Genomic DNA, 13318 nt, shown 5'->3' with positions numbered 1-13318 from the left:
ACAGTATATTTGCCCGTAATACGCTTCTGCTACCGGTTTGGCTGCATATATCCTGCATAACGTTCAACATAACTCTACCTCATTAGCTGATTGGGTTAAATATATTGCCTTTCATACAACGTAGCTAGGCACCGCTGGGCGATAGTCTTCCTTCCCTTACTCACGCTCGTATTTCACCAGGTTAAACCCTTCAAACCTCAGCGTTAGCCCGCCATCAAGATCCCCAAGCTGCTCCACGGGAATAAAAGCGCTGTTTCTGCCGTTCCCGTCATTAATCGGAAGCTTGGCGCCGTTATCGGCGTAATAATCCGGCATAAACAGGACGCTGCTGAAGGAATGATCGTCATGAAATATAGCGTCGGTTACAAAGCTGCCTTTGCCGTATAGATAAGTAGGATCAAGCTTCAACGCGATATAAATATTATCCGAATTCTGAGGCGGGTTGTACCAGGCAACCGTCTCCAGGTAAATCTTCGTATGATTGCGGTTATAGATAAGCTTATGCAGCTCGAACACATCGCCCTGCTTCTTCGGAATATAGGCCGGATCAATCCGGAAATCCAGCTTCACCGACTGCTGCTGCCCCGTAATCCGGTAACCATCACGCGAGAATAGATGATCCTCGATGACAGCCTGGGAATACCTCTCCTGGAGCATCGCGTGTACCGTTAGCAGCAAAGGCGTCAGCATAAAAGCGATCAGCAAGGCTGCAAGGCTTTTCACGGTAAAAATCCGTTCAAGCGAATAGCCGCGTATGCGAATGTTCACCTTCCTCATAACCTCCTTTGGCTTTTATTCTTTTCCTTTTATTGTACTCGATCAATGTCCTATAAATATGCTTTGCCAGTAAAATTTAACCTTTCTTATAAACATAAAAAATCCTGAAAGGACCTCCGTCCTTCCAGGATTGCTTCGCTTTATTTTACAGCGCGGAAGCGGAATACCTTGCTCGAATAATCGCCGTGGAACAGAGGCGCTTGGATGCCGGCATGCATCAGCTCGTCGCCGCCAAATGCGCCTTCTTCTCCGTCCAGTACATAATCAAAGTTCGGATCAAGCCCTTTCAGGCGGAGACGGTCCAGCTTCTGATTGGCCTCTTGAAGGACGGATACGTAAATGACAAATGCTTCGCTCTTATCTTTGGAGACAAACATCCAAGCCGTCTCGTTCCCCTCAAACGGGCTGAGCAGACGGTAGAAATCGCCGAATTGCACGAGAGGACGAACCTCTTTGTACAGGGCAACCTGCTTCTTCACGGCTTCCTTCTCTTCTTCCGTAAACACGGTAAGGTCCAGCTCATAGCCGAAGTTGCCGGACAAAGCTACGTTGCCGCGGGTTTCAAGGGATGCTTTACGGCCAACCTGATGGTTCGGGATCGCCGATACATGGGCACCCATCGTGCTGATCGGATAAACGATGCTTGTACCGTACTGGATCTTCAGGCGGGATACCGCATCGGTGTTATCGCTGGTCCAGGTTTGCGGCATATAGTACAGCATACCCGGATCGAAACGTCCGCCGCCGCCCGAGCAGCTCTCGAACAGAATATGCGGGAACGAAGAAGTAATCGTCTCGAGCACTTCGTACAGTCCCAGCATGTAGCGGTGAGCCGTCTCGCGCTGACGGTCAGCGGGCAGCAGAGCGGAACCGATCTCCGTCATGTTGCGGTTCATGTCCCATTTCACGTAAGTGATTGGCGCGCTCGACAGAATATCCGATACCGTCTTCACGATGTAGTCTCTTACATCCTGGCGGGAGAAGTCGAGAATCAGCTGATTGCGGCCTTGCGATCTGCGGCGGCCTTCCACATGGAGGCACCAGTCCGGATGCGCCTTGTACAGCTCGCTCTCCGGCGAGATCATCTCGGGCTCGAACCACAAGCCAAACTGCATGTCCAGACGTTTTACCCGGGCAACCAGATCCTCAAGTCCGTTCGGCAGCTTGTTCTTGTCAACAAACCAGTCGCCAAGCGACGTTGTATCGTTATTGCGTTTGCCGAACCAGCCATCGTCGAGTACAAACATTTCGATGCCAAGCTCTTTGCCCGCCGTAGCGATCGCTTCGATTTTGTCCGCGTTGAAGTTGAAGTACGTCGCTTCCCAGTTGTTAACGAGGATTGGACGGGTCTTGTCGCGGAATTCCCCGCGAACCAGTCTTGTGCGATACAGCTCGTGATAAGTGCGGGACATGCCGCCAAGTCCTTCGGATGAGAAGACCATAACCGCTTCCGGCGTTTGGAACTGCGCTCCGGCTTCCAGCTTCCAGTTGAAGTCGAATGGATTAATGCCGATAAACAAACGCGACGAATGGTATTGATCTACCTCAACGCCCGCGATAAAGCTGCCGCTGTATACCAGGTTAACGCCGTAAACATCGCCATGATCCTCGGTTGCGCCTTCGCTTAGCAGAGCGAGGAACGGATTTTGCATATGGCTGGAGGAACCGCGGCGGCTCTCGACGGATTGCATGCCTGGCTCAAGCTTCCGCTTGTGCACGTAACGCTCGCGCGCCCACGCGCCGGACAATTGCAGCATTTCGAAGCGGTCATGGACAAAATCGACGCTCATGCTAAGCGCACGCTGCAGATCCAGCGTCATCTCGCCGTTATTCATGAATTTCACGGAACGCGTAATCGCGTCATGCTCCTCGAATACCGTATAGGACAATACCGCCGCAAGCCCGGTCAGGTCATCCTTCAGCGTCAGCTCAAGCGTCTGCGCTTCCGAATCCGACTCGACATACACAGCCGGCAGGCCTTCGAGCTTCTTTTTCCCGTTGTAGATTTCATGGGAGTGGTAGGTCAATTCCAGAATCGTCGAGCCGTTTGGCAGCTTCACCTGGTAAGCCGGCGAACGGAAATCGGTTGCTCCATAGGAAGGGTACTCCTGCGGCAACGCATCCAAAGACAGGTCCAGCTGGTTCTGGTCCGGGTTCGGGCTGAAGGACGCTCTTTCTTTGATCTGTAGCAGACGGTTAAGCTGCAGGCCTCTTACCTTTTTCCCCCAATAAATGTGAGCGGGATAGCCCTGCTTCAGAATTTGAAACGCGTAGCTTGTGTTTTTCGATTGCAGATGAAATACGCGGGATTCCTGATCGTAAATAATGGCCATGGTTATGTTCCTCCTCATAATAGAAATAATCAATTACCGGTTCGTTCCGCTGCTCTCCCGAACAATGAGCTTCGTGTTAATCGTAATGTGCGAGGCGATTTCTCTTCCCTCGACTCGTTCAAGCAGCAGCTGCACGGCTGTCCGGCCCATCAGCTCGGTGTGGACGCGCACGGTTGTAAGCGGCGGCGTAAGGAAGGCGGATACCTCGATATCGTCGAAGCCGATGACCGCCATATCCTCCGGAACGCGAAGACCGCGTTCATGAAGGGCGCGAATCGCGCCAACCGCCATCGGATCGCTGGCAACAAAGCAAGCCGTAGGCCGGTGCCCCTCGTCCAGCATCCGAAGCATGGCTTCATATCCGCCGTTCGACGACCAATCCGCCAAAACCATCAGCTCGGGGTTGTAAATGCCCCGCTTCTGCTGCAGCTCGGCGAACAGCCTGGTCCGAGGATCCTCGTGCTGTCCCTCCTCGCCATGCAGGTCGGGATTCGAGCTGCCTCCGATGAAACCAATCTCCGTATGCCCCAGCTCGTACAAATGACGAAGCACTTCCTTCATCGCTTGACCAAAGTTAAGCTGAACGGAGTCGCAATCATCCGGCGTCTGATCGTGATTGACGAAGATTACTCTGTCCTTGCGCGGATACAGCCGGTGAATCTCTTGTTCGTCAACGGATCCCACCACGATAAGCCCGTCCAGCTCCGAAAGCGGCGATGCTTCGGACTTCAGAACACCGCGGATAACCTTGTCGATTCCGATGCCAAGCTCCTCGCAGCGGGTTTCAATGCCGCGCCGGATGGCGCCAAAGTACGGATCGCTATGCTCGTCTTCAAGCGTCGACCACATAACGAGACCAACCTTTATCGTGGAGAGCAGCTGATCCTGTTTCATTCGCTTGAGGCGCGCCGGCTTATATTGCAGCTGTTCGGCAATACTAAAGATGCGGCTGCGCGTCTCTTCGCTGACACTCAGCGACAAATCGTTATTCAGCACCCGCGATACCGTCGCAGGCGAGACGCCCGCTTCGCTTGCAATTTGTTTGATTGTAGCCATAAATGCCTCATTCATAAAATTTAGTTAATAAATTTACTAAACTACAATAAATATTGTAGCAAATAGCCGCGAAACAAACAAGAGCGAAGCTTGCGGGCTGCCCTAGCGGCAATCGCATGCTTCGCTCTATTTTTTCATGGGACTAATACTGCCCCCGCTCTTTATACTGCTCGGAAAGGGCAAGCGCGCTATTGTAATCGGTGGCCGGAGCCAGGATTTGGAGGTCTTTGCCTTGGCCTTGTCCTGTTCCAACCGGTTCAAACAATAACAGCTTTACACTCTCAAATTCAACCTTTTTCCATACGCTAGTAAATCCGATCAAAGTTCCCGTGCTTATTGCGCCTGTCGCTCTGTATTGCTCATTAAAATAGGTGACAGAGCCCCAGCCCTCTTTAATATCCTTATTAAAAGTTACCGGGAACATTCGTGCCGTCGTCAGCTTATACTTCGCAACCTTTATACTTCCGGTGAATTGTTGATTTCGGAACAGCTTCCGGTGCAAAGTTCCTTTTACCGTAACTGTCGTTTTATCAACCGTCGACGGATTCCCCGGCCTAAACTCGACTGCAGGATAAGATCGATTTATCTTCTTCGGAAAGTCGTATTTCCATACGATTAAACCAGCTAGTGCCAATACAATAAATAGTACAATACCGGTTATTTTCAATCCTTTGCTTAGCATTAACGCCACGCCCTTTCCATTCTCAGAAATTACCATATGAAATAGAACGAGCGCAATAGCGGAAACGATTCAAATAATCGCATGGCAGTGCCCAATGGATGAACTCCACCGCAGCTCACGCCAGGTCGGCGCAACGGAGGAACAACCGAACTAACGCTTCGCCAAACGCCCGTCCTCCAGATACAAAACCCGGTCGCATAACGGAAGAACCCGTTCATCGTGAGTAACCATGATGGCGGCTTTGCCTTGCTCCTTAGCCTCGCCCGCGAGCATGCGCACGACATCCCTTCCCCGGCCTGCGTCAAGGCTTGCCGTTGGTTCGTCCGCATAACAGCCAGGTTTACCGGCTCCCGCTGCATGACCTCTACCGCCTCGGCCCCATCCTGCGCTTCATGCACCTGATAGCCTTCGCGGGTCATGACGAAACGGACAAGCGCTCTAATATTCGGATCGTCGTCAGCCAGGAGCAAATGATACATCCTAACAACCTCCTGTTGCATTCCCAGTATTTTTCGTTGATAGCATAGCACATTACCGGGCAAACACAAACAGGACCAGGCTTTAACCGCCCCGAGCAAAAAAACAAGTCCCAAGGCATCAAAGCTACCCTGGGACTTGCTCTATTCTTTCTATTTCCGTTCGTTTGGCTCCCGCCCCGAAGCGACCTCCGATACGCCTTGCGGACGGAGAGTGCGGGGAGGCAGGATCCGGTCGATAAACGGCGTTGTATCAATAGCCGCAATCTTCGTGCGTCCCGGCCCCCAGCCGATAATAGCCCGCCAGCTGCCGAGCACGCCTTGCTCGGCCAGCTCCTGCTCGTTCACCTCCACCGTCTGCTCGGCGTATGGCGAGACATACAGCGCGTCCGCCGGACAATACACCTCGCAGATGAAGCAGGTCTGGCAGTCGCTTTGCCGCGCTATGACGGGGATACCGTCATCCCCTTTATCGAATACATTGGTCGGGCATACCTTAACGCAGATGCTGCAGGATATGCACCGTTCCTCGCTAACTAGCTCGATCATCGTGCCTGCACCTCCTCGGAAGCAGCAACTGCCCCGGATGCTTCAACGCCGCCGGATTTCGGCACCTTCTCCGTACGAACCAGAATCTCTTCTAATCCTGAAACAAGCAGCCGGTGCCGCTGCTCTTCGTCCTGACCCGGATATTCCGCCAGCACATGCAGACCGCCGCTCCGGGATTCCTTCCGCGACAACGCCGCCGTATACATCCAGCGCGCGGTTGCCGCCATCGCAGCGGTCTCGCGGGCTCTCACCTGTTCCAGCATCGTTTGCGGCGCTTGATCATTCACCCGCTTCCATACCTCATCCAACTGACGCAAAGCGAGCTTCAGCCCCCGTTCCGTGCGGAAATAATTAATGTTCAGCGGAAGAACCTGACGCTGAATATCCTTGATCAGCTCCTGCGAGGATACAACGGAAGAGGCGGGGGCTGTGCCAAGCCCGTAACGCCCGGCCGGCTTCAGATCGCGTTCCGCCGCGCTGCTCCGGTGAGACAGGGCATAAGCGGCTGCGCCTTTGCCCGCCCAGGTTCCCGAGCAGATCGCCCACGATGCGTTAAAGGCGCCTCCGCCGGACGCCGAACCGGTAATACGTTCGCGTGTTGCCGCATCCCCTGCGGCGTACAATCCTCCTACCGTTGTGCTGCAATCATCGCGGGCAATCCGGATGCCTCCGGTGCCCCTTACCGTCCCTTCATAACGCAGCGTCAGCGGGAAAGGCTCGGTAAACACGTCAATCCCCGCCCGGTCATACGGCAGGAAGAAAATCGCATGGGATTTTCGTAAGAAGGCCTGCTTCTCCGGGGTGTCCGCCTTGTTCATAATGGCATACACGGGTCCCTGAAGCAGAGCCTCCGCCAGAAAATCTCCCTGCCGCCCCGCAACAATCTCTTGGCCGGCATGATCGTAATAAGTGGCCCAGCCCAGCAGTCTGGAGCGGGTGTTGGATCCAAAAGCCGGAGACGGAGCATACTTGCGGGTAAATTCCATGCCCGACAGCTCTACGCCAAGCTCGCCGGCCATTAAATAACCGTCTCCGGTCAATACATTGCAGCCGAGTCCGTTGCTCAGGAAAGCGCAGCCGCCCGTTGCGATAACAACGGCATTCGCGCGCACCTCCCAGGTCTGGTTATCCTGCCGGGATACGCCGCGGGCGCCGCCTACGCCAAACTCGTCAACCAGCAGCTCAAGAGCCGGCGACTGATCAAGCACTTTGACACCGGCACGCTTCACGACCTTTCGCATAATCGACATATATTCGGGACCGTGCAGATGATCGCGCATCGGAGTCCCGTTCTCGTCGCGGACGAACGGATAGCCCCACTGCTCGATCAGCTCCATATTGGCATACACCTGGTCAAGCACCCGGTGAATCCATGCCGGCTCGGCCAAATACCCACCCTGCTTCATTCGCTCTTCCACGGCATGTTTTCTCATTTCTTCATCGGGCGGCAAATACAGCAGATTCGTTCCGCCCGGCGCCGTCGCCCCGCTGCTGCCCAGGTAGCCCTTATCCGCCAAGACGACTTTGGCGCCGTTAGTGGCCGCGTTCCATGCCGCCCAAGCTCCGGCAGGGCCGCCGCCAATAACAAGCACGTCCGCGGTCAGCCGCCGCTCTGCTGCTCGACTCATTTCAGCTTCTCCGCAAAAAAGCTGATCGTCGCCTGCAGCGCCGTCTGCAGCTGTGCGTTAGCCCCTCTGTACGGATGCACCGTATTAAAGGTATGGTCCGCTCCTTGCACCAGCACATATTGCTGATGCGGAGCTTCTTCCCGAAAATAGCGCAGTTGTTCCAGCAGCGGCTCGCGATCCAGGTCTCCCTGCACAATCAAGGCAGGAAGCTGCAGCCCGGCAAAAGCTTCGCGAATGTTGAAGCGCGCTTCATTCCTCTGCCAATCCTCCTGGACCGTTAGATCCAGCAGGCTGACCGTTTCGCCGGCCGGCAGGTGGCGGGATGGAGGAGGCCCTCCATTCCATACCGCCAGTGCGGCTATTTGCTCCGGCTTCTCGCTTGCCGTCAGGATGCTGCTGCCGCCGGCTCTGCTGTGGCCAAGCAGCCCGATCTTTGTCCGGTCTGCTGCATGAGGCTGCGGCAAAGCGCCGTCCGCCGCAGCTTGAAGCACCGTCTGCAAATCGTCAAGCTCCTGAGAGAAGGTGGATGCCGCCGCAATCGACGCTTCCTCCAAGCCGTCTTCTCTAGCCGCTATACGCGAGAAGTTGTAGCTGATTGCATAAAAGCCCTCTTCAGCCAAACGGCTCGTCACATCGGGCCAGAATGCCCAGTCCTTATAACCTCTAAAGCCATGACTTACGATAATAACCGGATGCGGCTTGCCGTCATCCAAGGTTTTCACTTCGCCCTGCAAACGGATGCCCTTACTGGAATACAACGTGAAGGACTGGACGGTCAGCGTATCTTTTCCCATAACGATTCCTCTCCTATCCGATCTATCGGTTACTTCGCTTCCCAATCCTCGATCTTGTAATCCTTCTTCGCCAGCCCTTCCTCCACAAGGAAGTCCTTCGTGCCCGTAATCCGGGTAATGCCGTCAGCCGGGAACGGCTCGACCGTAATATCGCTGATTGGGCTTACCTTCTTCGCCAGATCTACGGTCGTTTTATTGAGATCGGCGATAAACTGGTAATACTCGTCTTCATGCTGTTTTAAATCGTCCAACGCTTTTAGTCGGGCTTCATTCCACACCTTAGGGAAGTCCGGAAATTTCTTCAAATAGCTTTCCGATACAACCGTCACGCCCGTGCCATGCAGCTCCGGATGCCTGGTGGAATCGTCAATCAGCGTATACCCTTGGCCAAGCAGCTTCTGCGCGGTATAACCCGTGTTGGTCATCGCGTCGATATCGCCTTTAGCCAGAGCGGCTTGCGCGTCGGGAATAAGCATATGGACAAGCTTGTAGTCCGTCACGCCGGCTTGCTTCAGCAGACCCACAACGTAACGGTGCATGTAGGAGCCTTTTTGAATCGCAATCGTCTTGCCCTTCAGTTCTTCTACCGTCTTTGGACCGTTTGGCCCCGAGATCAGGTAACCGATGTTGGTGATCGTCGTTTGATTGATTAGTCTCGTCTTGGCCCCGGAAGCAGCCGCAATAATGGCGGGGGTATCGCCCAAGCCGCCAAAATCCAGCCGTCCGCTGATCAGCGATTCGGTCTGGTCCGGACCGTTCGGGAAGCCCGTCAGCTTCACTTCCTCGATGCCGTATTTTTTCAGCTCCGCTTGAATGATGCCTTTATAGAAGCCCCAGCCTTCCGCTCCGCCGGGCAAATTCTTATCGTTGCTTCCGATGTAGCCGTAGTTGAGAGCGGCCGGCGCTTTGCTGTTCTCGTCGGCGGCGTCTGCCGTCGCCGTTCCCGTCGATGCGCTGGCGCCGGCGTTTGCGCTATCCTTTGCATTCCCGTTCGAGCTATTGTTCGCTCCGCAAGCCTGCAGCCATGCCGTTGCCATAATCAGCACCGCGATCAGAGCTAGTCTAACCGGGCCGCGTAATCCTCTTTGTTTTTCTCTGCTCATATAAAACAGACCCCTCTCAGTAGTTAAGTATGATGGTTTATTCCCTAAAATTTAGCGAACTTGGACAACTGGTACATGTAGTCATGCGAAGCGACCGGCGTTCTGCCTTTGCCCCAGCCGACCTTCTCCCGGTATCCGCCAAGCAGCCCCTGCTGCTCCGCTTCCCGCTCGGTAATACCGATAATCTGCTCCGAATCCGGCGCAACGTATAACGCGTCAACCGGACAGTACAGCTCGCACATGAAGCAGGTCTGGCATTCGTCCTGCCTGGCGATGACGGGAATCCCGTCATCGCCCCGGTCGAATACGTTCGTCGGGCATACCGAAACGCATTGATTGCAGGACACGCACCGGCTCTCGCTGACAACCTCAATCATGGCGCAATAACCTCCTTCTCGGACTTCGCTTCGTTAACGGCTTCCGGCTTCACCCACACTTGATCCAATCCGCCGCTGATGAGCCGGTAATGCTGGCCCGCATCCTGCGCAGGGAAGTCTTCGCGCTTATGCATGCCTCGGGTCTCCGTCCGGGCAAGCGCGGAATTGTACATCCATCTTGCGGTTGCGGTCATCGCCTGCGCTTCGCGCGCTTTCACCCCGCCTGCCGAACGCTCCACCGCCTGATTCCGCTGCTCCTTCCACAGCCCGTCAAGCCGCTGCAGCGAGCCCTTCAGCCCTTGCTGCGTCCGGAACAAATTGCGGTCGTAAGGTGCTACCTCCTCCTGCACGGCGCGGACAATCTCCTCCGTCTTGGAAGAAGACGCCGCGGCTGTGCTCGTAATAACGGAAGCAGAAGCACTTTGCAGTTTGCGGCCCGCCGCATGCCCGCCGATTTTTTTCGCATATGCAGCCGCGCCTTCTCCGGCAAAAGAACCGGATGACATCGCCCATGCCGCGTTATGGCTGCCGCCGCCGGTAAAACCGCCGCAGATCAGCTCGCGCGTTGCCGCGTCGCCCGCTGCGTAGAGGCCTGGCACGGAAGTGGCGCAGGTCTCGTCGGTAATGCGGATACCGCCTGTTCCGCGGACGGTCCCTTCCAGCCTCAGCGTTACCGGGAATAAATCGGTAAAAGGATCAATTCCGCGGCGATCAAACGGCAGGAAGAAGTTCGTCTGGTTCACCCGCAGCAGCGGCTTAATCTCCTCCGGAGCAAGATCCAGCTTCGCGTACACCTGGCGTCCTTCCAGCAGTTTGCGGGCAATAATGGAGCGGCCGCGTTTCGAGCCTGCTCCCTCTACCGGCGTTCCGTCCTCATAGTAGAAGGAAGCATAGGAGTAATAGGCCGTTTTCGTCACCGACGAGAAGGTCGGACTAATCGCGTAAGCGTTCGAGAACTCCATGCCCGACAGCTGAGCGCCCGTCTCCGCCGCAAGCAAATAACCGTCACCGGTCAGCACGTTGCAGCCAAGCGCCTTGCTTAAGAACGCGCACCCGCCGGTTGCGATCACAACGGCTCCGGCATGCACGGTCCAGGCATCGCCCGTCTGCGTCTGTACGCCGGACGCGCCGCCAACGCCGTGTTCATCCACAAGCAGCTCCAGGGCGGGACTATGATCCAGAATTTTGACGCCCGCCTTCTTCACCAGCTTGCGCATCAGGCGCATATATTCGGGGCCTTGAAGTCCCCGCTTGTGAAGCTCGCCGTCATCATCCTTCGGAAAAGGATATCCGGCATGGCCAAGCCTGTTCATGTTCTCGTAAGTCCTGTCAAGCACCCGGTCCATCCAGCGGTGCTCGGCAAGCCGGCCGCCCATTTCGTAACGGCTGGCTTTCGCCTCCTCGCGCAGCCGATCCTCCGGCTTCACGTACCAGACGCCGGTGCCCGAAGGAGCCGTCGCCCCGCTTGAGCCGCAATAGCCTTTGTCTGCCAGAATAACCTTCGCGCCTTGCGAAGCCGCCGTAATGGCCGCCCATGTTCCCGCGGGTCCGCCTCCGATGACAAGTACATCCGCTTGCAACTGAATAGCACCGTTTGGCAATAATATCGACATTTCTTTTTCCCCCTCGAATAATTAATTGAATATTTCGACTATTCCCCAGTGAAATAGCTGCTCCGGCGAGAGCAACCGGGAATGCCATTCCGGCATTAGCCCTTATAGCCGTCGCGCCAGTTCAGCCAGCGAATCTCAACGCTCTTCATGACGGAATCAATGAGCTTGCCGATTACCGCGAATATAATAATGCCGACGAATATAACGGAAGTGTCCGAGTTCTGTTTGGCCTCATTGATAAGAAAGCCAATGCCGGACCTGGAGCCGATCAGCTCGGCTACGACAAGCCCAATCCACGATACGGCAAGCGAGATCCGCACCCCGATCAGAATATCGGGTAGCGCAGCCGGAAGGACCAGCCGGGTCAGCCGCTTGGGCGGACTGAAGCCCAGGATGCGCGACACTTCGAACAGTCTATTGTCCACATTGCGGATGCCGAGGAACGTGTTGATGTACAGCGGGAAAAACGAGCCGGATACGATAATCGCGATTTTGGACGTTTCCCCGAAACCGAACCACAGGATAATAAGCGGAGCAATGGCGAGATGCGGAATAAGCCGCAATACTTGAATGCTTGGATCAAGCAGGTACTGGACTTTCCGGAACAGCCCTGTCAGCAATCCGAACAGAAGTCCCGCCGTCCCTCCGATCAAGAAGCCTAGACCGGCCCGCCCCATGCTGACGAGCAGATGGTGAAGAAGATTTTCCGAGGTGGCCAGCGTCCCGAACGCCCGAAGAATCGAGGCCGGCGATGGCATAAACATAGGCGAGATATACCCGGCCGAAGCGGCGATCTGCCACAAAACAAGAAGCACGGCCGGTATCGCCGCCCCTATTGCGATGTCTTTCAGGATGGCTGCCGCAAGCTTGGATGACCACCGCCGCTTGCGCTTTGCTGCCCCTTTGCCCGCGGCTCTCTCCCCTCCGGCTAACCCCGCTTCCGGTGCGGCCTGAGGAGAAACCACCGCTTCCAGTGAATTGCTCATGATATCCTTGCCTCCCTTTTAGCCGTTGTAACGGTCCTTCCATCTAAGCAGCCGGCGCTCGATCAAGGCGAGCAGCGTGTCGGTAAGCAGCCCAAGAACGGCGAAGATAAAGATGCCTACGAAGACCACCGGCGTATCCGCAAACTGACGGGCATCCGACATCATATAACCGATCCCGGAGGTTGAAGCAATCAGCTCCGCCACAACCAGGCCAAGCCAGGATAATCCGATCGACAAGCGTGCGCCCAAAATAATATTAGGCAGAGCGGCCGGCAGGATCAGCCTTGTGATCTGCTTCATACGGCTGAAGCCAAGCACTTTTGCTACTTCAAACAGCTTATTGTCCACATTGCGGATGCCGAGGAACGTGTTGATGTACAGCGGGAAAAAGGCGCTTTTGGCAATGAGCAGCACTTTCGACTCCTCGCCGATGCCGAACCATAAAATAAACAACGGCACAACGGCAAGGCTTGGGATCATCCGGATCATCTGGATCGTGGGATCAAGCAGCTTTTCCGTCCGTCGGAACAAGCCAACCGCAATGCCAAACAGCAAGCCCAGCGAGCCGCCCAGCGCAAATCCCAGCAAAGCCCTTGTCACGCTAATCTGGATATTCGACCATAGATCGCCTGACGATGCCAAGGAAATGCCGGCTTCCGCAATCGCATAAGGGGTTGGGAACAGCAGCTCCGAAATATAACCGTAATGCCCAAGCACCTGCCATAAAACCAGCAGCGTTACCGGGAATACAAGCGCAAGCCCGGTTAGCGTCAGCTTGCCCGGCGTCTTCCCTGCTGCCGCGGCGTGACTGCTCATCTTGATCACCACTTTCCTCGAAAATAAAAAAGAGGCATCCTCATATCGCATAAGAGAATGCCTCCGTTAGAACGGTAGACGTTTTATTAAATTCTTTAATTCCTATTGATTAACTGTGGTATAAGAGT

At 55.2% G+C, this 13318-nt stretch carries 12 protein-coding genes and 1 pseudogene; all 13 read right to left on the bottom strand.

Features of this window, described 5'->3' with window-relative positions; translation table 11 throughout:
• Positions 1–156 precede the first annotated feature (156 nt).
• Positions 157–768 (bottom strand): hypothetical protein, encoded by a 612-nt coding sequence (locus FHT67_RS20180; RefSeq protein ID WP_167201032.1) that lies wholly within the window; start codon positions 766–768, stop codon positions 157–159.
• 149 nt (positions 769–917) lie between these two features.
• The gene (locus FHT67_RS20175) at positions 918–3110 is read right to left on the bottom strand and encodes an alpha-galactosidase (RefSeq protein ID WP_167201030.1); all 2193 of its coding nucleotides are present in this window, start codon (positions 3108–3110) and stop codon (positions 918–920) included.
• A 33-nt stretch (positions 3111–3143) separates the two neighbouring features.
• Positions 3144–4166 (bottom strand): LacI family DNA-binding transcriptional regulator, encoded by a 1023-nt coding sequence (locus tag FHT67_RS20170; protein ID WP_167201028.1) that lies wholly within the window; start codon positions 4164–4166, stop codon positions 3144–3146.
• Positions 4167–4308: 142 nt separating this feature from the next.
• Entirely contained in the window at positions 4309–4848 is a 540-nt protein-coding gene (locus FHT67_RS20165; protein ID WP_167201026.1) for a hypothetical protein, read from the bottom strand.
• Between the two features lie 150 nt (positions 4849–4998).
• Positions 4999–5175 (bottom strand): annotated as a pseudogene (locus FHT67_RS30130) (hemin ABC transporter ATP-binding protein); the annotation flags it as partial.
• 302 nt (positions 5176–5477) lie between these two features.
• Positions 5478–5873 (bottom strand): 4Fe-4S dicluster domain-containing protein, encoded by a 396-nt coding sequence (locus tag FHT67_RS20150; RefSeq protein ID WP_167201024.1) that lies wholly within the window; start codon positions 5871–5873, stop codon positions 5478–5480.
• Positions 5870–7501 (bottom strand): FAD-dependent oxidoreductase, encoded by a 1632-nt coding sequence (locus FHT67_RS20145; protein WP_167201022.1) that lies wholly within the window; start codon positions 7499–7501, stop codon positions 5870–5872. Before FHT67_RS20145 ends, FHT67_RS20150 begins: the two co-directional genes overlap by 4 nt.
• Positions 7498–8295, bottom strand: a complete 798-nt coding sequence (locus tag FHT67_RS20140) for an alpha/beta hydrolase family protein (RefSeq protein WP_167201020.1) — start codon at positions 8293–8295, stop codon at positions 7498–7500. The genes FHT67_RS20145 and FHT67_RS20140 overlap by 4 nt, the downstream gene beginning before the upstream one ends.
• Positions 8296–8324: 29 nt before the next feature.
• Positions 8325–9398, bottom strand: a complete 1074-nt coding sequence (locus tag FHT67_RS20135) for an ABC transporter substrate-binding protein (RefSeq protein WP_167201018.1) — start codon at positions 9396–9398, stop codon at positions 8325–8327.
• A 44-nt stretch (positions 9399–9442) separates the two neighbouring features.
• Positions 9443–9775: a 4Fe-4S dicluster domain-containing protein gene (locus tag FHT67_RS20130; protein ID WP_132311832.1), complete on the bottom strand. Its 333-nt coding sequence runs from the start codon at positions 9773–9775 to the stop codon at positions 9443–9445.
• Complete coding sequence (locus FHT67_RS20125) at positions 9772–11388, bottom strand: FAD-dependent oxidoreductase (RefSeq protein ID WP_167201016.1); 1617 nt, start codon at positions 11386–11388, stop codon at positions 9772–9774. The genes FHT67_RS20130 and FHT67_RS20125 overlap by 4 nt, the downstream gene beginning before the upstream one ends.
• A 95-nt stretch (positions 11389–11483) precedes the next feature.
• On the bottom strand, positions 11484–12374 hold the full coding sequence (locus tag FHT67_RS20120) for an ABC transporter permease (RefSeq protein WP_167201014.1): 891 nt from the start codon (positions 12372–12374) through the stop codon (positions 11484–11486).
• An 18-nt stretch (positions 12375–12392) separates the two neighbouring features.
• On the bottom strand, positions 12393–13190 hold the full coding sequence (locus FHT67_RS20115) for an ABC transporter permease (RefSeq protein WP_167201012.1): 798 nt from the start codon (positions 13188–13190) through the stop codon (positions 12393–12395).
• Positions 13191–13318 lie beyond the last annotated feature (128 nt).

It is taken from the genome of Paenibacillus sp. BK720 (assembly GCF_011761545.1).
Classification (GTDB): domain Bacteria; phylum Bacillota; class Bacilli; order Paenibacillales; family Paenibacillaceae; genus Pristimantibacillus.
The sequence above is the reverse complement of the archived record's forward strand: the minus strand, read 5'-3'. Positions and strand labels throughout refer to the sequence as shown.

Excerpts from the sequence above, each read along its gene's own strand:
- FHT67_RS20140 (WP_167201020.1), bottom strand. The coding sequence starts at position 8,295 with ATGGGAAAAGATACGCTGACCGTCCAGTCCTTCACGTTGTATTCCAGT.
- FHT67_RS20150 (WP_167201024.1), bottom strand. The coding sequence starts at position 5,873 with ATGATCGAGCTAGTTAGCGAGGAACGGTGCATATCCTGCAGCATCTGC.
- FHT67_RS20175 (WP_167201030.1), bottom strand. The coding sequence starts at position 3,110 with ATGGCCATTATTTACGATCAGGAATCCCGCGTATTTCATCTGCAATCG.
- FHT67_RS20120 (WP_167201014.1), bottom strand. The coding sequence starts at position 12,374 with ATGAGCAATTCACTGGAAGCGGTGGTTTCTCCTCAGGCCGCACCGGAA.
- FHT67_RS20125 (WP_167201016.1), bottom strand. The coding sequence starts at position 11,388 with ATGTCGATATTATTGCCAAACGGTGCTATTCAGTTGCAAGCGGATGTA.
- FHT67_RS20165 (WP_167201026.1), bottom strand. The coding sequence starts at position 4,848 with ATGCTAAGCAAAGGATTGAAAATAACCGGTATTGTACTATTTATTGTA.
- FHT67_RS20145 (WP_167201022.1), bottom strand. The coding sequence starts at position 7,501 with ATGAGTCGAGCAGCAGAGCGGCGGCTGACCGCGGACGTGCTTGTTATT.
- FHT67_RS20115 (WP_167201012.1), bottom strand. The coding sequence starts at position 13,190 with ATGAGCAGTCACGCCGCGGCAGCAGGGAAGACGCCGGGCAAGCTGACG.
- FHT67_RS20135 (WP_167201018.1), bottom strand. The coding sequence starts at position 9,398 with ATGAGCAGAGAAAAACAAAGAGGATTACGCGGCCCGGTTAGACTAGCT.
- FHT67_RS20170 (WP_167201028.1), bottom strand. The coding sequence starts at position 4,166 with ATGGCTACAATCAAACAAATTGCAAGCGAAGCGGGCGTCTCGCCTGCG.
- FHT67_RS20130 (WP_132311832.1), bottom strand. The coding sequence starts at position 9,775 with ATGATTGAGGTTGTCAGCGAGAGCCGGTGCGTGTCCTGCAATCAATGC.